The sequence below is a fragment of the Phenylobacterium sp. genome (assembly GCF_044371015.1).
In the GTDB taxonomy this organism is placed as follows: domain Bacteria; phylum Pseudomonadota; class Alphaproteobacteria; order Caulobacterales; family Caulobacteraceae; genus Phenylobacterium.
The window spans coordinates 1-20,831 of the sequence record NZ_JBILUK010000017.1; the positions used below are offsets into that span (position 1 = coordinate 1).

20 protein-coding genes are annotated in these 20,831 nt (G+C 69.1%); 9 read left to right on the forward strand and 11 right to left on the reverse strand.

Annotation, left to right across the window (positions count from 1 at the left end; genetic code table 11):
* Positions 1-660, forward strand: a 660-nt coding sequence (locus ACIQ3R_RS02860; protein WP_397414861.1) for a CheR family methyltransferase, incomplete at its 5' end; no start/stop codon positions are given.
* On the opposite strand, the gene ACIQ3R_RS02865 is transcribed toward ACIQ3R_RS02860, so the two are convergent.
* Genes ACIQ3R_RS02865 through ACIQ3R_RS02875 form a run of 3 tightly spaced genes read right to left on the reverse strand, consistent with a single transcriptional unit; the run spans position 593 to position 3,165 of the window.
* Positions 593-2,371: a sensor histidine kinase gene (locus ACIQ3R_RS02865; protein ID WP_397414864.1), complete on the reverse strand. Its 1,779-nt coding sequence runs from the start codon at positions 2,369-2,371 to the stop codon at positions 593-595. The two genes, ACIQ3R_RS02860 and ACIQ3R_RS02865, sit on opposite strands and share 68 nt — an antisense overlap.
* A 39-nt stretch (positions 2,372-2,410) precedes the next feature.
* Entirely contained in the window at positions 2,411-2,989 is a 579-nt protein-coding gene (locus tag ACIQ3R_RS02870) for a sigma-70 family RNA polymerase sigma factor (RefSeq protein WP_397414867.1), read from the reverse strand.
* Complete coding sequence (locus ACIQ3R_RS02875; protein WP_397414869.1) at positions 2,986-3,165, reverse strand: NepR family anti-sigma factor; 180 nt, start codon at positions 3,163-3,165, stop codon at positions 2,986-2,988. The genes ACIQ3R_RS02870 and ACIQ3R_RS02875 overlap by 4 nt, the downstream gene beginning before the upstream one ends.
* Positions 3,166-3,363: 198 nt before the next feature.
* On the opposite strand from ACIQ3R_RS02875, the gene ACIQ3R_RS02880 reads away from it, so the two are divergent.
* From ACIQ3R_RS02880 to ACIQ3R_RS02890, 3 genes are all read left to right on the forward strand, one after another.
* On the forward strand, positions 3,364-4,149 hold the full coding sequence (locus ACIQ3R_RS02880) for a response regulator (protein ID WP_397414872.1): 786 nt from the start codon (positions 3,364-3,366) through the stop codon (positions 4,147-4,149).
* A gap of 172 nt (positions 4,150-4,321) precedes the next feature.
* Positions 4,322-6,538, forward strand: coding sequence for a TonB-dependent receptor (locus ACIQ3R_RS02885; protein ID WP_397414875.1), 2,217 nt, complete (start codon positions 4,322-4,324; stop codon positions 6,536-6,538).
* A 123-nt stretch (positions 6,539-6,661) separates the two neighbouring features.
* Entirely contained in the window at positions 6,662-7,606 is a 945-nt protein-coding gene (locus ACIQ3R_RS02890; RefSeq protein WP_397414878.1) for a diacylglycerol/lipid kinase family protein, read from the forward strand.
* 7 nt (positions 7,607-7,613) lie between these two features.
* On the opposite strand, the gene ACIQ3R_RS02895 is transcribed toward ACIQ3R_RS02890, so the two are convergent.
* From ACIQ3R_RS02895 to ACIQ3R_RS02905, 3 genes are all read right to left on the reverse strand, one after another.
* Positions 7,614-8,015, reverse strand: coding sequence for a hypothetical protein (locus ACIQ3R_RS02895; RefSeq protein WP_397414880.1), 402 nt, complete (start codon positions 8,013-8,015; stop codon positions 7,614-7,616).
* Positions 8,012-8,329: a hypothetical protein gene (locus ACIQ3R_RS02900; protein WP_397414883.1), complete on the reverse strand. Its 318-nt coding sequence runs from the start codon at positions 8,327-8,329 to the stop codon at positions 8,012-8,014. The genes ACIQ3R_RS02895 and ACIQ3R_RS02900 overlap by 4 nt, the downstream gene beginning before the upstream one ends.
* An 89-nt stretch (positions 8,330-8,418) precedes the next feature.
* Positions 8,419-9,627, reverse strand: a complete 1,209-nt coding sequence (locus ACIQ3R_RS02905; protein ID WP_397414885.1) for a CaiB/BaiF CoA transferase family protein — start codon at positions 9,625-9,627, stop codon at positions 8,419-8,421.
* 111 nt (positions 9,628-9,738) lie between these two features.
* On the opposite strand from ACIQ3R_RS02905, the gene ACIQ3R_RS02910 reads away from it, so the two are divergent.
* Positions 9,739-11,526, forward strand: coding sequence for a long-chain-acyl-CoA synthetase (locus ACIQ3R_RS02910; protein ID WP_397414888.1), 1,788 nt, complete (start codon positions 9,739-9,741; stop codon positions 11,524-11,526).
* 258 nt (positions 11,527-11,784) lie between these two features.
* Here ACIQ3R_RS02910 and ACIQ3R_RS02915 read toward each other — a convergent pair whose 3' ends face one another.
* Positions 11,785-12,213, reverse strand: a complete 429-nt coding sequence (locus tag ACIQ3R_RS02915; protein ID WP_397414924.1) for a type II toxin-antitoxin system PemK/MazF family toxin — start codon at positions 12,211-12,213, stop codon at positions 11,785-11,787.
* Positions 12,107-12,352 (reverse strand): AbrB/MazE/SpoVT family DNA-binding domain-containing protein, encoded by a 246-nt coding sequence (locus tag ACIQ3R_RS02920; RefSeq protein WP_397414890.1) that lies wholly within the window; start codon positions 12,350-12,352, stop codon positions 12,107-12,109. Before ACIQ3R_RS02920 ends, ACIQ3R_RS02915 begins: the two co-directional genes overlap by 107 nt.
* A 50-nt stretch (positions 12,353-12,402) precedes the next feature.
* On the opposite strand from ACIQ3R_RS02920, the gene uvrC reads away from it, so the two are divergent.
* The 4 genes from uvrC (at position 12,403) to ACIQ3R_RS02940 (ending at position 16,750) form a co-directional block, all read left to right on the forward strand.
* Entirely contained in the window at positions 12,403-14,262 is a 1,860-nt protein-coding gene (gene uvrC, locus ACIQ3R_RS02925; protein ID WP_397414892.1) for an excinuclease ABC subunit UvrC, read from the forward strand.
* Between the two features lie 7 nt (positions 14,263-14,269).
* Complete coding sequence (locus ACIQ3R_RS02930; RefSeq protein WP_397414895.1) at positions 14,270-15,589, forward strand: hypothetical protein; 1,320 nt, start codon at positions 14,270-14,272, stop codon at positions 15,587-15,589.
* 94 nt (positions 15,590-15,683) lie between these two features.
* Complete coding sequence (locus ACIQ3R_RS02935; protein WP_397414897.1) at positions 15,684-16,103, forward strand: cupin domain-containing protein; 420 nt, start codon at positions 15,684-15,686, stop codon at positions 16,101-16,103.
* The gene (locus tag ACIQ3R_RS02940; RefSeq protein ID WP_397414900.1) at positions 16,100-16,750 is read left to right on the forward strand and encodes a TetR/AcrR family transcriptional regulator; all 651 of its coding nucleotides are present in this window, start codon (positions 16,100-16,102) and stop codon (positions 16,748-16,750) included. The genes ACIQ3R_RS02935 and ACIQ3R_RS02940 overlap by 4 nt, the downstream gene beginning before the upstream one ends.
* On the opposite strand, the gene ACIQ3R_RS02945 is transcribed toward ACIQ3R_RS02940, so the two are convergent.
* The 3 genes from ACIQ3R_RS02945 to metH form a co-directional block, all read right to left on the reverse strand.
* Positions 16,711-17,826: an Sb-PDE family phosphodiesterase gene (locus ACIQ3R_RS02945; RefSeq protein ID WP_397414903.1), complete on the reverse strand. Its 1,116-nt coding sequence runs from the start codon at positions 17,824-17,826 to the stop codon at positions 16,711-16,713. The two genes, ACIQ3R_RS02940 and ACIQ3R_RS02945, sit on opposite strands and share 40 nt — an antisense overlap.
* 158 nt (positions 17,827-17,984) lie before the next feature.
* On the reverse strand, positions 17,985-18,119 hold the full coding sequence (locus tag ACIQ3R_RS02950; RefSeq protein WP_397414905.1) for a hypothetical protein: 135 nt from the start codon (positions 18,117-18,119) through the stop codon (positions 17,985-17,987).
* Entirely contained in the window at positions 18,116-20,770 is a 2,655-nt protein-coding gene (gene metH, locus ACIQ3R_RS02955; RefSeq protein ID WP_397414907.1) for a methionine synthase, read from the reverse strand. Before metH ends, ACIQ3R_RS02950 begins: the two co-directional genes overlap by 4 nt.
* Positions 20,771-20,831 lie beyond the last annotated feature (61 nt).

Genomic DNA, 20,831 nt, shown 5'->3' on the forward strand with positions numbered 1-20,831 from the left:
CTGGCGCCCGACCCGCGACTGGCCTGGGTCGTCGTCGAAGCCATGATGCCGGCCCCTTCGGGGTTCTTCTGCGGGCCCCAGCTGTTCGACTGGCTGACGCGCGAAGGGCTGCCGGCCCTCAAGCCGGTCCACAGCGACGGCCCCCTGCGGCTCTGGGTGGCCGACTGCGGAACCGGCCAGGAGGTCTATTCGCTCGCCATGGCGCTGGCCGAGACGGCGGGACTCGACAACCAGGTCGAGATCTATGCGTCGGACCTTTCCGAGCGTGCGCTGGAGCTCGCGCAGGCCGGCGTCTATTCGGCCTATGAGGTGCAGCGCGGGCTCTCGGCCCGGCGTCTGGTTCGCCACTTCGAGAACCGCGGCGAGGCGTTCGCGGTCACCGCGCGGCTGCGCGCCCGCATCCGTTGGCGCCGCGTCAATCTGCACGATCCGAACATCGTGTTCGGTCGCTTCGACGCGGTGTTCTGCCGCTCGGCGCTCGGGCGGATGACGCCGGAGGCGGCCGAGACGGCGCGGGCCCGACTGGCCGAGGCCGTGGCGCCCGGCGGCCTGCTCGTGCTGGACCCCGCCATGGCCATGGCGGATGCTCGCCTCAAGCTTCTTCGCGCCGATCTGGGCGTCCTGTGCGACGCGGAGGCCCCCGCGCGACGCGCGGCCTGACGCGCTGTGGGCGTTGGCCCTCGACACCCGGCCCGGCAACCGGCCGCGGCGCCGGGAAGGTCAGGGTCGCGGTCACACCACCGCCCGCGTTGACCACCACCTCGGCCCGGCCGCGGAGTTGGCGCGCGAAGGCGGCCATCAGGGTGCGTCCCACGCCTGGCGGCGGCAGTTCTCCGCCGATCATCCCGCCATCGTCGGAGACCTCCAGGACCGCCTCGGTCTCCCCCACATGGAAGCCGAGCCGAAGGACGCCGCCCGACTCCAGGCCATGAGCCAGGGCGTTGGCGATGGCCTCCACCGCGAACAGGGCCAGCGGCGCCAGACGATCCGGATCGATCACCAAGGGGTCGACCGAGACCTCGGTCCGCACGGCCGCGCCGCGGGCGAGCTCGCCGTTCACCAGTTGCGCGGTCAGCTCCTCGAGGAACGGCGCCAGGTCGACCTTCTTGATGTCCGGCCCCTGATAGAGCGCGCGATAGATCAGACCCAGCGCGCTGACCCGCCGGCGCATATCGCCCATGGCCGTGCGGGCGGCCGCGTCGGCCAGCGCCCGCTGCTGCAGGTTCAGCAGGCTGGAGATGACCTGCAGGTTGTTTTTCACCCGGTGGTGGATCTCGCGCATCAGCGCGTCCTTCTGCGCCAGACTGTCGCGCAGGGCGGCGTCGCGGGCCACGATGGCGTCGGCCATGTCCTCCAGCGTCACCGCCAGATCGCGCAGCTCCGGCGGCATCTCCTCTGCGCGCACCGGCCGCACGCTGAGGCGCCCACGCCCGTAGAGCGAGGCGATGCGCCGTAGGTAGAGCACCCAGCGGGTCACCACGCGCTCCACCACCACGGACACCGCCACCAGCGCGAAGAGGAACGTCAGCAGCGGAAACGCCACCCCGCTCAGCGGATTGAGCCGCGCCCAGGACAGCAGGCCCGGCGACGGCGCCGAGAGCACCACGATGACGTCGTCGCCCACCACCGGCGCGGCTGTGTAGACGCGCCGCCGGTTCTGGCCGTCCGGCCCGTACCAGACCAGCGTACCCCGCGCCGCGATCCGCGCGGCCCAGTCCGGCGGCAGAGCGGGAAACGCCCCGCGCGCCGTGGTTGTGATGTAGCGCCCGGCGCCGTCGACCAGCGCCACCTCGGCGCCGCGCGGCAATGTCGGATCGCCGGCCCGCGGCTGCAGGCTGGACAACGCGATGACGGCCACGAACGCGCCGTCGAAGGCGCCTTCGAAGTCGGTGGCGCGGGCCGCCGTCAGCACCGAAGGCTCGGCGGCATAGACCAGTCCGGGCTCCCGGGTGAGGGTGAAGCGCTCGCCCTGGGCCAGCGCCTGGAACCAGGCCCGTTGCGCCCGATCGGGATCGGGCGGCGTCGCGCCCGAGGCGCAGACCACGCGCCCCAGCCGGTCGAACCGCACCAGGTTGAGATAGCCCGGCGTGCGTCTCGCCACGGTCGCCAGCCGCTGGGCGCACTGGAAGCCGACGGCGCCCGGCGCCAGCGTCTCCAGCAGAACCTCGGCGCTCTCCACCCGCGCGCGGGCTATGGCGGCGCTGCGCTCGGCGGCGAAGCCCAGGTTCTCCCGCAGGACCCGCCCCTCGCGCTGGAAGGCGATCGCCGACTGTAGAACCCCCAGCGCCAGCACCGGCAACAGCGCCGCGGCGAGCGCGGTCACCAGGCGGATCCGGATGGTGGTCAGCGGCGTCCAGCTCAGGCGGGCCATCGGCGTATCCCAGCCCTCTCAACGGCCCCCTGGCAAGGGTCAGCGCACCGTGCTGAGGCGCTCGGCGTCCGCCAGGATGGATCGCATGGCGTCGCCGGCCGCCGCGCCGTCGCGCCGATAGGTCCCCTGCTCAAGGATGGTCTGCAGCGCCCGCCGCGCACGGCTGACCCGGCTCTTCACCGTGCCTACGGCGCAGCCGCAGATCTCGGCGGCCTCCTCATAGGCAAAGCCGCCGGCGCCAACCAGAATGATGGCCTCCCGCTGTTCGGGCGGCAGCATGGCCAGACCCAGTCGCAGTTCATCCAGCGCCACAGGGGCCGCCGGGTCGTCGACCGCCACCAGGGTTCGTTCGGCGGTTTCGGGATCGAGCTGGCTCTGGCGCCAACTGCGGCGACGGTCGGAATAGAACTGGTTGCGCAGAATCATGAACGCCCAGGCCTTCATGTTGGTGCCGGTTTGAAAGCTGGCCCGCGCGTCCCAGGCCTTAAGCATCGCGTCCTGCGCCAGATCGTCGGCCGCAGTGGCGTCGCCGCACAGGCTGCGGGCGAAGGCGCGCAGGTGCGGGATCAATCGGACGAGGTCCTGTCGAAAACGCGCCTCGTCTTCGGCCACCGTCATCCGGACGCCTCGGATCCGCGCTCGTCGGCGCGCTTGAGGATATCCAGGAATTCTTCCGGCACGTCCTCGTTGACGACCGCGTCGAACATCTGGCGCAGGCGCACGCCGATGGCCTGCTGGCGCAGCCGCGCCTCGTCCAGCGCCTTGGGCTCGATGATGTCGTGGGCGTCCCGCATGGCGGGCGTGCCCTCCCCGTTCGGTGGCTCGTCGCCGCTCAACGCATGCACCCCCCATCCGGTTCCCGGCGCCACCGGAATTCGTCCGGTCAGGATGAAGAAAACACCCGAAACAGGGAACCGGTTCCATGGAGCCGGCGTTTGATATGGTGTTGGGGTGCGGTCCGCAGTGGATCGCGCATTCGATGGGGTGCGCTCTTGAGTCTGCTGGCCCGCCTGTCACCGCATCTGCCGTTCGTCCGGCGCTACGCTCGCGCGCTCACGGGAGACCAGGCGCAAGGCGACCATCATGTCCGTCTGGCGCTTGAGGCGCTGGCGGCCGGCGAGCGGGCGCTGGCCGACAACATGACGCCCCGGGTGGCCCTCTACCACGTGTTCCAGTCGGTCTGGCGGGTGACCGGCGAGGCGCCGGGCTCCATGGCGGCGGACGCCGCGACACGGCGCCTGATGCGCATCGCCCCGCGTTCGCGACAGGCCTTCCTGCTCACCGCGCTCGAGGGCTTCACCCCCAGCGAGGCCAGCCAGATCCTCGACGAGACCTTCGAGACGGTGGAGTCCCTCATCGCCCAGGCGCAGGTCGAGATCGACGCCGAGCTGGCCACCAGCGTGCTGATCATCGAGGACGAGCCGGTGATCGCCGCCGACATCGAGGCCCTGGTGGCTGAACTTGGCCATCGGGTGATCGACGTCGCCGCCACCCGCACACAGGCCGTGGCGATCAGTTCGCGGGAGGCGCCGGGCCTCGTGCTGGCCGACATCCAGCTCGCCGACGGCTCCTCTGGCATCGATGCGGTGCGGGACATCCTGGCGGAGGTCGACGCGCCGGTGATCTTCATCACCGCCTTTCCCGAACGCCTGCTGACCGGCGAACGACCCGAACCCACCTTCCTGATCACCAAGCCGTTCCAGCCGGAGACCGTGAAGGCCGCCATCGGTCAGGCGCTGTTCTTCCACCCCCGGTCGACGGACGCCCAGGCGGCCTGAAACGGGACGGCGGGTTGCCCCGGCGTCCGCGTGTGTTGCACCGCAACAACGTTCCGCATCGGAATTGTGACAGCCGCGCTTGGTCCCTTCGCCGCGGCGCGTTCCGTTGTAGCTCTGTCGCCACTGGGACCAGCCCTCCCGCCCCCCCCGATTCCGTGGAGCCAAAATGACCTTGCGTGTTCTTCTCGCCGCCGGCTGCAGTGTCGCCGTTCTCGCCGCCCTCCCCGCCCAGGCGCAGACCTCGGCCACCGAGATCGGCGAAGTGATCGTCACCGCGCAGAAGAAGGCCGAGGCGATCAATGACGTGCCCCTGGCGCTCACGGCGGTCAGCGGCGAGAAGCTCGGCGCCATACTCTCGTCCGGGGGCGACATTCGCGTGCTTTCGGCTCGGGTCCCCAGCCTGACGCTGGAGTCGAGCTTCGGCCGCGTCTTCCCGCGCCCCTACATCCGCGGGCTCGGCAACACCGACTTCGACATCAACGCCTCGCAGCCGGTGTCGTTCATCTATGACGAGGTGGTGCTGGAGAACCCGCTGCTGAAGAGCTTTCCGCTGTTCGACATCGACCGGGTGGAGGTCCTGCGCGGGCCGCAGGGCACGCTGTTCGGCCGCAACACGCCGGCCGGGGTTCTGAAGTTCGAAAGCGCGAAGCCCACCAACTCCTTCGAAGGCTATGGCCGCGCCTCCTACGCCACGTTCTCGACGGTGAACCTGGAGGGCGCCGTCTCCGGTCCGATCATCGCCGATGTGCTCTCCGGGCGCCTCTCCGGCCTCTATCAGCGCCGCAGCGACTGGGTGGACAACACCCGCGGCGGGGACAAGAACGACGCCGAGGGCTACGATCAGATGGCCCTGCGCGGGCAGCTCCTCTACACGCCCAACGCCCAGTTCAGCGCGTTGCTGAACCTGCACTACCAGCACCTCGACGGCACGCCGCGGATCTTCCGCGCCAACATCATTCAGCGAGGAACCAACAACTTCGTCCCGGGCTTTAAGCGGGACGTGATTTCCCATGACGCCCAGAGCCGCGCGATCCAGAAGATCGAGTCCTCCGGCGCCAATCTGAAGCTCACCTACGACTTCGGCGAAGGCCTGCCCGAGCTCACCTCGATCACCGCCTATGAACGCTTCGACGCCTATTCCCGGACCGATGTCGACGGCGGTTTCGGGGCGTCATTCGCTCCGCCGTTCGGGCCGGGCTTCATCCCCTTCCCCTCGGAGAGCGCAGACGCCGTGCCGTTCCACGGCCAGTGGACCCAGGAGATCCGGCTCGCCGGCGACAATGGGCCGTTGGGCTACACCCTTGGCGTCTACTACTTCAATGAGAGTATCAAGATCGACAGCTACAGCTTCAACACTCTGGCGGGCGGCGCGATCGATGGCTTCTCCTATCAGAACCAGAAGACCGAGAGCTGGGCGGTGTTCGCCAATCTCGATTACGACGTGTCGGACCAGCTGAAGCTGGCTGGCGGCGTCCGCTTCTCCGATGACAACAAGGACTTCCTGGCCCAGCGCACGCGCTCGCCCTTCGGCGCGCCGAACACGCCCATCCTGCGGACCAGCCCGGACTCCAGCGACCTCAGCTTCAATGTCAGCGCCACCTATGCGGCCAGCGACTCGCTGAACGCCTACGCCCGTGTCGCCCGCGGGTACCGTGCGCCCTCGATCCAGGGCCGTGTGGTGTTCGGCGACGGGCTCTCGGTCGCTGGCAAGGAAACCGTGATGTCCTACGAGGCGGGCTTCAAGGGCAAACTGCCGGAACTGCGCGCGCGCTTCGACGCGGCCGTGTTCTACTATCGCGCCAACGACCTGCAGATCACCGCCGTCGGCGGCGGCGCCAACTTCAACCGTCTGCTCAACGCCGACAAGGCGACCGGATACGGCTTCGAATTCAACGCCGAGGCCGAGCCTGTCGACCGCCTTCTGCTGACTGCGGGCCTCTCCTACAACCACACCGAAATCAATGATTCCGGGCTGTTCACCCAGCCCTGCGGCGCCGGCTGCACGGTGCGCGATCCGGTCGGACCGATCGCCGGAACGGTGCGGATCGACGGCAACAGCCTGCCCAACGCCCCGCGTTGGATCGCCAGCGTCACGGCGGGCTACTCCTGGCCGGTGGGCGAGGGCTCGGTGTTCGTGTTCAGCGACTGGGCCTATCGCTCGAAGGTCAACTTCTTCCTCTACGAGTCCGCGGAGTTCAACGACGCCAAGCTGCTGGAAGGCGGTCTGCGGGTCGGCTACCGCGCGCCTGACGAAGCCTGGGAGGTGGCGGCCTTCGGTCGCAACATCACCAACGACCGCAGCCTGGAAGGCGGCATCGACTTCAACAACCTGACCGGCTTCGTGAATGATCCGCGGACGCTCGGCGTGGAGGTCAAGGCGAAGTTCTGACGGGACGGCGGAGATCGGAACCGGCGTGGGCCTTGCGCGTTGTCTTGAACGCGGAGGCGGCGACGCCCCCCGACACACGGCCGGTCCCCTGCCGGTCGGCCGCCTCCGCGACCCGCCATTCCTTTGCCGCACGGCTCAGCCTATAGGCGCAGCGCCACGGAGGAACGGCGCCTGACCGAGCTTGCCACATCCAAGACCCCCGCCAGGCCCAGGCTCCGGCGCGTCGAGGTCGTCGCCAATCTGGCGGCGGGCAGCGTCGGGCCCGGCGCGCCGGCCGAGCTTGCGGCGATTTTCGCCGAGCATGGGATCGATGCGCGGATTCGCGCACCTGACCCCGAAAGCCTGGAGGCCGCGCTTCGTTCAGCGATCGACGCCGCGCCGGATCTGCTGGTGGTGCTGGCCGGCGACGGCACCGCGCGGGCGGCGGCCGAGCTGGCGGGGCCGAACGGCCCGGTCCTTGCCCCCCTGGCCGGCGGCACCATGAACATGCTCCCCCACGCCATCTATGGCGCCCGACCCTGGCAGGCGGCGCTCGCCGATATCCTGGCCGACGGCGAGACGCGCACCCTGGGCGGCGGCGAGGTGGACGGCCGCCGCTTTCTGGTCGCGGCGATCCTCGGGTCGCCCGCGCTTTGGGCCCCGGCGCGGGAGGCGGCGCGACGGCGCAATCTGGCCCTGGCGTGGCAGCGGGCGCGGCGGGCGATCAACCGCGCCTTCACCGGGCGCCTCCGCTACACCCTGGACGGCGGCGGGCGGGAAAAGGCCGAGGCCTTGATCCTGATGTGCCCTATCGCCTCGGCCGCCGTCGACTCCGAGACCCCGGCCCTCGAGGCCGCGGCGGTGGATGTCTATGGCGTGGGTGAGGCGCTGCGGCTGGGGATGGCGGCGCTGGGCCACAAGTGGCGGAGCGACCCTTCGGTCGACCATCGCACCTGTCAGGTCGCGCGGGTCTGGTCGGCAAGGGAGATTCCGGCCCTGCTCGATGGCGAGAGCGTGCGGCTGCACGATGTCGCGGAGGCCCGCTACGTACCCGACGTCTGCCGGGTGCTGGTCCCGCGATCTTCCTAGATTGAGTTCAGCGACGGGGCTTGGGCCCGCGTCCCGTGGCCAGGGCTGTCACCGCTGCGGAAACGATGGCCGGGTTCCGCGCCAGGATCACCAGCGCCACGACGCCCGCGCCGGCCGCCAGCACCGGATGCTGACGCGCCAGAGCCACAATGCGCTCGGTCGGCGACGCAGGTTCCGGCGCGGCCCCGGGACGGGGCCTGGGCGGCGAAGCCTTGCGCAGCGCGATGACGGCGATCAGAACCGCCAGCGCGGCGCAGACCAGCGCCACAACCGCCGCCGCGCCCGCCTCGCCGAGCCCAGGTTTCACCAGGGCGAACAAGGTCGCAGCCATGGCGATGACGCACACGCCCGCCGCAACGGCGATGGCGGCCAGGGCGGCGGCGAGGCCCAGGAGGCGCTTCAGGTTCAACGGCGCGACGCGAGCAGCATGCCGATCAGCACGCCGACGCCCAGCGCAACGCCGGCTGAGGCCAGCGGTCGGGCGCGGATCTGATCGCTGGCCACGCGGGCGGCCTCGTCGAGATGCTCGCCGGCTGCGTCGGCATAGACGCGGCTCTGCGAGCGAAGTTGGTCCACGCCCTGCTTGAGGGTGGCTTCGAACTGCTTGGCGTTCTCAGCCAGCGCCTTCTGAGCGTCGGCGATCGCCTTGTGGGTGGCTTCGGCGATACGAACGGCGGCCTCGCCGGCGGCTTCAGCGGTCTCGGCGGTGGTCTTGGGGGGCATGATCGTCTCCGGGCGTCTTGGGCCGGCGGGGAGTCCGGCGCGTGTCCGCTACATAGGTCCTTCCGGGCCTGGCCGCAAAGGATGCGACATCAGATCACACCGGAGGCCCGCAGGGCGGCGATCCGATCCGGGGTGCAGCCGCCGCGCTCCGCCAGCACCGCCTCGGTGTGCTCGCCCAGCGCCGGTCCCGGCCAGCGCACCCGCCCCGGCGTCGCCGAGAGCTTGGGGAAGGCGTTCTGCATCCGGATCGGCCCGAACACGCCGTGGTTCACGGTCACGATCGCATCCCGGGCGGCGAACTGGGGATCCTCCAGCATGTCGGGCGCGCGATAGACCCGGCTCGACGGCACGCCATGACCCTCCAGCTTGGCCAGCAGATCGCCCAGATCATGGGTCGCGGTCCAGGCGGCGATGATCTCGTCGAGCTCGGTCTGATTCACGCCCCGGCTGGCGTGGTCGACGAACTTCGGATCGGTCTTGAGATCCGGCCGACCCATGGCCTCGGTCAGGCGGGCATAGACATTGTCGCCATTGCCGCCGATCAGGATCATCTCGCCATTGGCGCACGGATAGGCGTTGGAGGGCGCGATCCCCGGCAGCACCGAACCCGAGCGTTCACGCACATAGCCGGTGATGTCGTACTCGGTGATCAGGTTTTCCATCACGCCCAGCACGCTTTCATAGAGCGCGGCGTCGATCACCTGGCCCTTGCCGGTCTGGCTGCGGTGATGCAGCGCCATGGTGACGCCCATCACGGCGTGCATCGCGGCCAGGCTGTCGCCGATCGAGATGCCGGCCCGGGCCGGCGGCCGGTCCGGCTCGCCGGTTACATAGCGCAGGCCGCCCATCGCCTCGCCGATCAGGCCGTAGCCAGCGCGCTGGCTGTAAGGGCCGGTCTGCCCGAAGCCCGAGATGCGGGCCATGATCAGGCCGGGATTGTCCTTTGAGAGTACATCATAGCCCAGGCCCCACTTTTCCATGGCGCCCGGCCGGAAGTTCTCGATCACCACGTCGGCCTTGGCGATCAGGGTCTTGGCCAGCGCCTGGCCCTCCGGCTTGCGCAGGTCGAGGCCGACCGACTTTTTGTTGCGCCCGATCACCGGCCACCAGGGCGAGAGCCCCTTGGGCAGGCTGCGGCCCCACTGGCGCATCGGGTCGCCAACCTTGGGGTCCTCGATCTTGATCACCTCGGCGCCGAAGTCGCCCAGGATCTGGCCGCAGAACGGCCCGGCGATCAGCGTGCCCATCTCGATGACGACGAGCCCGGCGAGCGGGCCTTCCGGTGCGGTCTGGCTCATGGCGGCTCCTTACAGGCGGTGACGCAGCGTGGCCAAGCGGATTGGACGTCCTCCACCGAACCGCTTGACCACCCACGGCGGCGCTCGCCAAGGTCACAGCCGGAGGTGATCATGCGTTGGCGCGCACGGCTCGAGCGGGACTGGCGGTTCTGGCAGGGACTGAATCGCGTTCTTAAGCGCGTGAAGACCATCGAGCGGGACAGCCCCAACCTGATCTGTGATGACCTGCAGGCGGCGGTGGAGCGCTGGCGGGATCGCCCGGCCATCACCTTCGAAGGCAAGACGCTGACCTATGGCGAGTTCGACGCCATGGCCAACCGCTACGCCCACTGGGCCAAGAACGCGGGCCTGCGGCGCGGCCAGGCGGTGGCTCTGTTCATGCCCAACCGGACAGAGTTCATCGCCGTCTGGTACGGGCTCTCCAAGGTCGGCGTGGTCACCGCCCTGATCAACAACCAGCTGGCGGGGGCGCCGCTGGCCCATTGCCTGAACATCTCCGGCGCCAATCACATCATCGTCGACAGTGAAACATCGCCGGTCTTCGAGGCCGCCAAGGGGCTCGTCGAGCGACCGCTGCAGCAGTGGGTGCTGGGCCCCGCGCACGGGGACCAGCGGGATCTGGTCCAGGCGCTGAAGAGCTGCAGCCAGCTGCCGCCGGATCGCTCCGTGCGGGAAGGCATGACCGCCTCCGAGACCGCGCTGCTGATCTACACCTCGGGCACAACCGGCCTCCCCAAGGCGGCCAAGATTCCCCACACCCGGGCCCAACTCTATCTGCGCGCCTTCGCCGGCGCGACGGGCGCCAGGCCGACGGACCGGATCTACGTGGCGCTGCCGCTCTACCACGCGACGGGCGGCTTCTGCGCGGTGGGCTCGGCGCTGCTCAACGGCGGCTCGATCGTCCTCAAGCGCCGGTTCTCCGCCAGTCAGTTCTGGGGCGACGTGATCGCCGAGGGCTGCACCATGTTCGTCTATATCGGCGAGCTCTGCCGCTATCTGGTCAACCATCCGCCCGGCGAGGATGACCGGCGTCACAAGATCCGCATGGCCTTCGGCAACGGCCTGCGCCCGGACGTCTGGCCCGAGCTCAAGCGACGGTTCGGCATCCCGGAGATCCTGGAGTTCTACGGCGCCACCGAAGGCAATGTGGCGATGTTCAACTTCGACGGCCGCGAGGGCGCCATCGGGCGCGCGCCCAAGTGGCTGCGCAAGCAGCTCAACATCCGTCTCGTTCAGTTCGACGTCGAGACCGAGACCGTTATCCGCGGAACGGACGGCCTTTGCATCGAGTGCGGCCCGGGCCAGGTCGGCCAGTGCATCGGCAAAATCAGCGGCGACGCCCGGACCGACTATTCCGGCTATCACGACAAGGCGGCGACCGAGAAAAAGATCCTGCGCGACGTGGCCGAGCGCGGCGACGCGTGGTTCTCGACCGGCGACCTGATGAAGATGGACGCCGACGGTTATTTCTATTTCATCGACCGGATCGGCGACACCTTCCGCTGGAAGGGCGAGAACGTCTCCACCACCGAGGTGGCCGAGCGCCTGGGCGGCGGCCCGGGCGTGGCCATGGCCAATGTCTACGGCGTCGAGGTTCCGGGCGCCGACGGCCGCGCGGGCATGGCGGGCCTGGTTCTGGATGCGCCCTTCGACCCCAAGGCGTTCGGTGACTACGTGGCCCAGGAACTGCCCACCTACGCCCAGCCGCTGTTCCTCCGCATCCTGCCCGACCTCGACACCACCGGCACGATGAAGCTGCGCAAGGTTGACCTGGTCTCGGAGGGCTTCGACCCGTCCCGCACCAAGCACCCGCTATGGTTCCGCGATCCCAAGCGCGGCTACATCAAGATCACCAAGTCGGTGTATGAGCGGATCACCAGCGGCGCGGTGAAGTTCTAGGATGCGGCAACGACGTCGTCCGGCGGCGGCGGCCGTGTGATCCGGGGGCCATGGAGAGCCTGGGGCAGTGGCGATACGCAGTTGATCGCGCCGCGACGCAAGCGGCCTATGCGGTCGCGCCGCTCCAGCCCTGGGAGTTGGATGGGACACACGCGGAGCTTCCTGAACCCACCTCCGATCGGCTCAATCTGGATTCCGGCCTTCGCCGGAATGAGCGGGGGTAGGCGCGGAGGTCAGCGCCCGGGGTGTGGTGAATATCTAGTCCGACAGAATCGATGCGATCCGAGACTGCACTTCAGCCCAGGGACCGTTCGGCAGTCGACCCATGGGTTCGAGATCAGTTGCATCCACCGTCGCGATCTTTGCGGTCCGGACGACGGATTCTGCCGACAGGCCTGCCGCTTGATGGTCGAAGTCCACGTCTCCTGGCCAGCCCCGGTTGGCGGCGCTGGTGATCATCAGCACCCAGACCAGACCATGGTTCGCTTGAAGGTCTCCCGCCGCGAGCACCAGAACTGGCCGGCGCTGCCGGGTCGCCCGATCCGTGTAAGGAAAGGGCGCCTTGACGATATCGCCCGGCTCAAAGATCGGCGTAGGCCTTCCGGTCCGCCTCGGAATCCCACTCTCGGAACGTCTTGAATGGGTCGTCGGAGGGCTCCGCGCGCTGGCGCACCAGAACGGCGCGATCTCCGTCGATCTGATAGGCCACCGTATCGCCCGGGCGCAGGCCCAGCGCGCTTCGAACCGCGCGCGGAAGCGTCGTCTGCGACTTGCTGGTGATGCGGCTGGTGATCATGGGCGGAATGTAAGGAAATTCCTTTCCCAACTCAACAACACCCTCTCCGCCTTCCACCGGACTCCGCCTATATCCGCCCCATGACCGAAGCCCCCGCGCTCACCGGCGCCCAGCTGATCAAGGACGAGGTGCGCCGCTTGCCGGACCGGCCGGGGGTCTACCGCATGATGGGCGAAGGCGGGGAGGTGCTCTACGTCGGCAAGGCGCGGAGCCTGAAGAAGCGCGTCGTGCAGTACGCCCAGGGCCGCTTCCACACCCAGCGGATCGCCCTGATGGTGGATCTGACGCGCTCGATGGAGTTCGTCACCACCCGCACCGAGACCGACGCCCTGCTGCTTGAGATCAACCTGATCAAGCAGCTCAAGCCGCGCTTCAACGTGCTGCTGCGCGACGACAAGAGCTTCCCCGAAATCGTCATCCGCCGCGAGCATCCGGCCGCGCAGCTTCGCAAGCACCGCGGCGCCCACACCATCAAGGGCGACTATTTTGGCCCCTTCGCCAGCGCCGGCGCCGTCAACAAGACGCTCAACACGCTGCAGAAGGCGTTCCTGCTCCGGTCGTGCTCCGACAGCGTCTACGAGAGCCGCACGCGTCCCTGCATGCTGCACCAGATCAAGCGCTGCTCGGCGCCCTGCACCGGCTTGATCTCGCTGGCCGACTACGCCCGGCTGGTTGAGGAGGCCGAGGATTTCCTGCGCGGCAAGTCGCGCGAGGTGATGCGCCGGATGTCCGACGCCATGCAGGCGGCCTCCGACGACATGGCCTTCGAGACCGCCGCCGCCCTGCGCGACCGCATCCGCGCGCTGGCCTCGGTGGCGCAGGAAACCCGGATCAATCCGGAGACGCTGGAAGAGGCCGACGTCTTCGCGCTGCACGCCGAGGGCGGCCAGGCCTGCGTGCAGGTGTTCTTCTTCCGCGCTGGCCAGAACTGGGGCAACCGGGCCTACTTCCCCCGCATCGACAAGACCGATGGCGACGCCGAGGTTATGGCCGCCTTCCTGGGCCAGTTCTACGAGGGCAAGCCGATCCCCAGGCTGATCCTGGTGAACGTCATGCCGAGCGAAGACGAACTGCTCGCGGAGGCCTTCGCACAGACGTCCGGCCGCAAGGTCGAGATCGCCCGCCCCCAACGGGGCGAGAAGCGGCAGCTGGTCGAGCATGCGCTCACCAACGCCCGCGAAGCGCTGGGCCGCCGCATGGCGGAGGGCTCGGCCCAGTCCAAGCTGTTGGCCGGCGTGGCGGAGGCCTTCGGCCTCGACGCCCCGCCGGAACGGATCGAGGTCTACGACAACTCCCACATCATGGGGACCAACGCGATCGGCGGCATGATCGTGGCCGGGCCCGAGGGCTTCCAGAAGAACCAGTACCGCAAGTTCAACATCCGGGGGACGGACCTCACCCCCGGCGACGACTTCGGCATGATGAAGGAGGTGCTGACCCGCCGCTTCGGCCGGCTGGTGAAGGAAGAGGAAGAGGGGCTGCCCGATATCGCCCGGCCCGATCTCGTTCTGATCGATGGCGGCCAGGGCCAGGTGGGCGTGGTGGTCGAACTGATGGCCGAGCTCGGCGTCGACGACATCCCGGTGGTCGGCGTCGCCAAGGGGCCCGACCGCGACGCCGGTCTCGAGCGGTTCTACATTCCCGGCAAGCCCTACTTCATGCTCGAGCCCAAGAGCCCGGTGCTCTACTACCTCCAACGCCTGCGCGACGAGGCCCACCGCTTCGCCATCGGCAGCCACCGCGCCAAGCGCGCCGCGGCCATGGTCAAGAACCCGCTGGACGAGATCGACGGCGTCGGCCCCGGCCGCAAGCGCGCCCTGCTGCACGCCTTCGGCAGCGCCACCGGCGTCGCCCGCGCCAGCGTGGAGGACCTCGCCAAGGTGGATGGGGTGAGCGAGGCCCTGGCCCAGCGGGTCCACGCCTATTTCCGGAAGGGCTAGGCGTCCCATGTGCGACACCCTCTGCGCCCTGCCCGCCGCCACCGCTCGCGGCGCAGCGCTGTTCGCCAAGAACAGCGACCGCGAGCGGAACGAGGCTCAGGTGCTGGAGCTGTCGCCTGCGCGCTCCGCGTCGCCCGGCGCGCACCTCGCCTGCACCTACATCACCATCCCCGAGGCCGCGCGAACCCACGCCTGCCTGCTGTCGCGCCCGTTCTGGATGTGGGGCGCCGAGATGGGGGCCAACGACCAGGGCGTGGTGATCGGCAACGAGGCGCTGCACGCCACGGTTCCCGCCCCTCGTCGGCGCGCGCTGACAGGCATGGATCTGGTGCGCCTGGGCCTGGAGCGCGGCGCCACCGCCGCCGAGGCGGTCGACGTGATGATCGAGCTGCTGGAGACCCACGGCCAGGGTGGCGACTGCGGCCACCTGGGGCGGTTCTACTATCACAACGGGTTCATCGTCGCCGATGCGACCGAGGCCTTTGTGCTGGAGACCTGCGGCCGCTGGTGGACGGTCGAGCGGGTGCGCGGCGCGCGCGCGCTCTCCAACGCCTATTCCATCGGCGCGGACGCCCACCGGATCAGCCCGTCGCTCGCGGCTCACGCCCGGGCTGAGGGCTGGACCGACCCAGAGGGCCGCTTTGACCCCGCCGCGCGCCTCATTGATCCGGTGCGCGACGCGGTGAGTTTCGGGCGCGGGCGCTGCGCGCGCGGCCAGTCGCTGCTGGATCGCAACGCACCGAATCTCACGCCCGCCCACCTGCGCGCCATCCTCCGCGACCATGGCGAGGCGCCCGACTGGTCGCCGGCCAACACCCAGGGCCGCACGATCTGCATGCACGCCGCCCACGGCCCTCGCCGCAGCCAGTCGGTGGCGTCGCTGGTCAGCGAGATCCGGCCGGGCGGAACCGTCCACTGGGTGACGGCGAGTTCGGCGCCGTGCCTGTCGATCTTCAAGCCGGTGGTGCTGGACGCGGCTGCACCGCCTTTGGGGCCCAAGCCGACCGACCGGTTCGACCCCGAGACGCGCTGGTGGCGGCATGAGGCGCGGCATCGACGCCAGCTCCGCGGCGACATTCCCGCCGCAGTGACCCGCATTTCCGCCGAGCGCGACAGGCTGGAGGCCGGTTTCCAGACCCGAGTCGATGCGGCGCTCGTCAACGGCGGCCTCGACGCCGCCATCGCCGCCTGCTGGGCCGAAGCCGATGCCCTCGAAGCCCGCTGGGCGGCCGATCCTGATCTTGGGCGCCCGCCGGAGCCCGGCGCCGACCGGCTCCGGCGCAGCTGGGGGCGGTTGAGCGCCGTCGCGGGACTCCGGATGCGGTGACGTCCGTCACCAAGATAATGGTTGCAAAGACCTGCATCCAATGTCATTGAATTTTCATTGCACGAATGCGCAGCGAAATTCAGGGAGATCGCCGATGCCGGCCGCCGACCGAGAAAGCTTCTACGTCCTGGGCGAGACCCTGGCGCCGCTGCTCACCAACGACATGGGCTCATCCGTCGAGATCTTCGACACCAGCGGCCCCACCGGCGGCGGCCCGCCGACCCACCGCCATGCCTGGGAAGAGATCTACGTCGTCACCAAGGGCCTGCTCGACGTCACCGTCGACGGACAGACCCGGCGCCTTGGCCCCGGCGGCTTCGCCCACGTGCCGGCCAATACCCCTCACAGCTACCACACGGTCGAGGACGCCGAGTTCCTGACCATCGTCACCAAGGGCAACGCCTCGAAATTCTTCCGCCAGGTCTCCGGCGAGGTCGAGATGAACCCGCCCGACATCGCCGGGATCGTTCGGGTCGGCGAGGCCCACGGCATCGAGTTCCTGCCCCCGGCATGACGGCTCCAATCGTGACGGCGCGGCGAAGCTACGTCAGTCCCAAACGCGAGGCCCAGGCGGCGGCGACCCGCGAGGCGATCCTGAACGCCTTCGCCGAACAGATGTCGGGGTCCGACTTCGACCGCCCCTCGCCCGCCGACGCCGCGAGACGGGCCGGGGTCAGCCTGCGCACGGTCTATGTCCATTTCCCCAACGAGGAGAGCCAGATCCTGGCGCTGGGCGACTGGCTCGACCGGAAGCTCTACCCCGACGGTGTGGTGATGGCGTCAGGCCCGGACGATCTGCCGCGCTACTTCCGCGACATCCACGCCATGGCGCTCAAGCACCCGATCTCGCGCCGGATCTCAATGCGCGAAGGCGTCTGGCAAGAGGTGCGCCGCCGTCGCCGCGCCCAGCGGCTCGACGCCGTCCGCGCCGCCGTCGCCGCCATCGGCGCCCCCCCGGACGCGACGGCCGACGCCACCGCCATGCTGCTCAGCCTCTCCGGCGCAGACGCCTCCTGGCCGCTGCACGACCACGGCCTGCCGCTCGACCGCATCCCCGACGTCATCGCCAACACCGTCGCCCTGATCGTAGCGCAGTTGCGGGACGCGGCGCGGACAGCCGATCAGCGGGCTGCGGGCCGGAGCGTCAACGACAGCGGCTGACGCGGCGCCACCAGCGTGTTCAGCACCTCCAGCTCCAGCGCCAGGGTCTGCGGCGTGACCCCGCCGGTCACTTCCAGCTTGGTCTCGCCATAGGGCGAGACCGTCACGATGTCGGCGGCGTTGTAGAAGGCCTGCGGCGAGCGCAGCCGCACAGTGTAGCGAACGGGCGAGGCGTTCTTTAGCGTCACCGCCAGAACCTTGGACTTCTCCACCACGTCGCCCGCCGTGAGCGTCAGCGTCGAGCGGACCACCTCCTCCACCATCGGCGGGCGGCCGATCAGGCTGTCGCGATACCAGGCGACTGTGCGGTTGGCCTGGAGTGCGGCCCGGATTGAGGCCGCCGAGCTGTCGGGCGCCACAACGAGGGTGACCGTCCGATGGCCGCGGGGAATGTCGTAGTCCCAGTCGATCAGGCCGTGGATATCCGAGGTACCGATGATCGCCAGGTTGTTGTCCAACGCGATGCGGAAGGCCGACTCCGAGTAGTCGGCTCCATTGGCCACTTCGATGCCGTGCATCTGCTTGTTGGCGATCAGCCGCTGATGCAGAGGCATCAGCCGAGCCACGCCGTCAGGCGCCTGGCGATGCCAGTAGGGATGGTTCCAGAACACGAAGCCGCCCTGAGCGTTGGCCGTGCGCACCGACTCCTCGACATTGTCACGACGAAGCGCGTTGGCGTCGGTGATGAACACCGCGTTGATATGGCCAGGCGGCATGTCGCGGGTGATCTCGGCCCCGGCGATGATCAACAGGTCGTCCTTGGCGGCCTCGCGGGCCAGGTTGAACGATCGGTTGCGGTCCGGGTGGGGAATGTCGGCGGCGTGGGGCTGGTACTCGATGTGCTCGGTCACGGCCATAGCCGCCAGCCCGTCGCGGCGGGCCTCCTCGACGCGGATTGTCGGCCATACTTCGCCGTCGGAAAACACGCTGTGGGTGTGGAGGTCCACCGCCAGGATCTTGCCGCCGCTGACCGCCGCCGGAAACACCATCCGCCGGGCGTCGTGCTTGCCCTCATGCGCCGTCGCCGCCCCGACAAGGGCCACCGCCGCCGCCACGCCCATCCACCAGATTCGCATGCTCGCCTCCCCAGGTTCGAGGCGGAAGCTGGCGCCGAGCGGCGACACGTTGATGACAGGCCGTAGGGTTGGGGGGCTCGGCGACAGACGCAACAATCCCCAAAACCCCATGGGTCCCGACGTGCGCCGGGATGAACGGGGCCGGGGCGTCGGCGTCGCTAGAAGAAGCTCGGCACGAAATAGGCCGCCAGCAGCAGGCCGAGCGCGACGATCATCAGGCGGCCGATCAGCTTGTTTCGGGCCTCGGTCTTTGCAGCCGCCTGGGCGGCCTCCTGGGAATCGGGTTCGGTCATGGCGTGGGCTCGTAGCTCAGGATCGGAGCCAGCCAGCGCTCCGCCTCAGCCAATGTCCAGCCCTTGCGCCGCGCATAGTCCTCGACCTGGTCTTTCTCGATCCGACCGACGCCGAAATAGTGCGCCTCCGGATGGGCCAAGTAGAGGCCGCTGACCGAGGCCGGCGGGTTCATGGCCAGGCTCTCGGTCAGTTCCATGCCGGCGGCGGCCGGCGCATCCAGCAGGCGGAACAGCGTCGACTTCTCGGTGTGGTCGGGCTGGGCGGGATAACCCGGCGCCGGGCGGATGCCGCGATAGCGCTCGGCCACCAGGGCGTCGATGTCGAAGGGCTCTTCGGGCGCATAGCCCCAGAGCTCGGTGCGCACCCGCCGGTGCAGCGCCTCGGCGAAGGCCTCGGCCAGACGGTCGGCCAGCGAGGTGGCGAGGATCGCCGAATAGTCGTCGCCGGCGTCCTTGAACCTCTTCGCCAGCTCCAGCTCCCCATGCCCGGCGGTGACCGCGAAGCCGCCCATAAAGTCGGCAGGTCCGCCGATCGGCGCCACGAAGTCGGCGAGCGCCATGTTGGCCCCGTCGCCCGATTTGGGCATCTGCTGGCGCAGGGTGTGCAGCCGCGCGATCTCTTCAGCCCGCGCCTCGTCGGCATAGAGCACAACGTCATCGCCATCCGCCTGCGCAGGCCAGAAGCCGACCACGCCGCGCGCCTCCAGCAGGCCCTCCTGCAGGATGCGGTCCAGCATGCGCTGGGCGTCGGCGAAGAGATCGGTGGCGGCCTCGCCGACCACGTCGTCGGTCAGGATGTCGGGATAGCGGCCGGCCAGCTCCCAGCTGGAGAAGAACGGCGTCCAGTCGATATGGCGGCGCAGCTCGGGCAGGTCATAGGGCGCGAAGGTGCGGGTCCCGAGGAAGCTCGGCCTGGGCGGCTGATAGGCGCTCCAGTCGATCTTGGGCGCATTGGCCCGCGCCTCCGCCAGCGAGAGCCGCGAACGTGCGCCTTGGCCGCGCGCGAACTGCTCGCGCACCTTGTCATAGTCGGCCGCCGTCTCGGCCAGAAACCGCGCCTTCTCGGTGGGCGAGAGCAGATTGGAGACCACGCCCACCGCCCGGCTGGCGTCCAGCACATAGGTGGTCGATCCCGAGGGATAGCGCTGGGCGATCTTCACCGCCGTATGGGTCTTCGAGGTGGTTGCCCCGCCGATCAGCAGAGGGATGTTGAAGCCCCGCCGCTCCATCTCCGAGGCCACGAACACCATCTCGTCCAGGCTGGGCGTGATCAGGCCCGATAGCCCGACGATATCCACATTGTGCGCCTTGGCTTCGTCCAGGATGCGGTCGGCCGGAACCATCACGCCCAGGTCGATGACCTCGTAGTTGTTGCACTGCAGGACCACGCCGACGATGTTCTTGCCGATGTCGTGGACGTCGCCCTTGACGGTCGCCATCAGGATCCGGCCCGCCTGTTCGCGGGGCTTGCCGGCCTTCTCGGCCTCCATGAAGGGTTCGAGATAGGCCACGGCCTGCTTCATCACCCGGGCCGACTTGACCACCTGAGGCAGGAACATCTTGCCCGCGCCGAACAGGTCGCCGACCACGTTCATGCCGTCCATCAACGGGCCTTCGATGACATGCAGCGGCCGCTCGGCGGCGGCCCGCGCCTCTTCGGTGTCGGCCTCGATGAAGTCGGTCAGGCCATGGACCAGGGCGTGGGTGATCCGCTGGCCCACATCGCCCTGGCGCCAGCTCAGGTCCGGTCCCTTGGCCTCCGACTTGCCGCCCTTGTACTTCGGCGCCAGCTCCACCAGCCGCTCGGTGTTGGAGACCGCCGGGTCCCGCTGCGGCCGGTTGAGAATCACATCCTCGACCGCCTCGCGCAGCTCGGCCGGGATGTCGTCATAGACCGGCAGGTCGCCGGCGTTGACGATGCCCATGTCCATTCCGGCGGCGATGGCGTGGTAGAGGAACACCCCGTGGATCGCGCGGCGAACCGGCTCGTTGCCGCGGAACGAGAAGCTGACGTTGGACACCCCGCCGGAGATGCGGGCGTGCGGGCACTCCGCCTTGATCCGCCGCGCGGCCTCGATGAAGTCGACCGCGTAGTTGTCGTGTTCTTCGATACCGGTGGCGACGGCGAAGATGTTGGGATCGAAGATGATGTCTTCCGGCGGGAAGCCCACCTGCTTCGTCAGGATCTTGTAGGCCCGGACGCAGATCTCAACCTTGCGGTCGGCCGTGTCGGCCTGACCCACCTCGTCGAAGGCCATGACCACCACGGCGGCGCCGTAGCGCAGGCAGGCGCGGGCCTGTTCGATGAACCTGGCCTCGCCCTCCTTCATCGAGATCGAGTTGACGATCGCCTTGCCCTGGACGCACTTCAGGCCCGCCTCGATCACCTCCCACTTGGAGCTGTCGATCATCACCGGCACGCGGGCGATATCCGGCTCGGCGGCGATGAGGTTCAGGAACGTCCTCATGGCGTGGACGGAGTCCAGAAGGCCCTCGTCCATATTGACGTCGATGATCGATGCGCCTGCGTCCACCTGCTGGCGCGCGACCGACAGCGCCTCGGGATAGGCCCCCTCGGCGATCAGCTTCCGGAACTTGGCCGAGCCGGTGACGTTGGTCCGTTCGCCGACATTGATGAAGGTGGGGCGCATGCTCTCGCTATTCTACAACTCAAGAAAGTCATCCCGGACGGCCGGAAGGCCGATCCGGGAC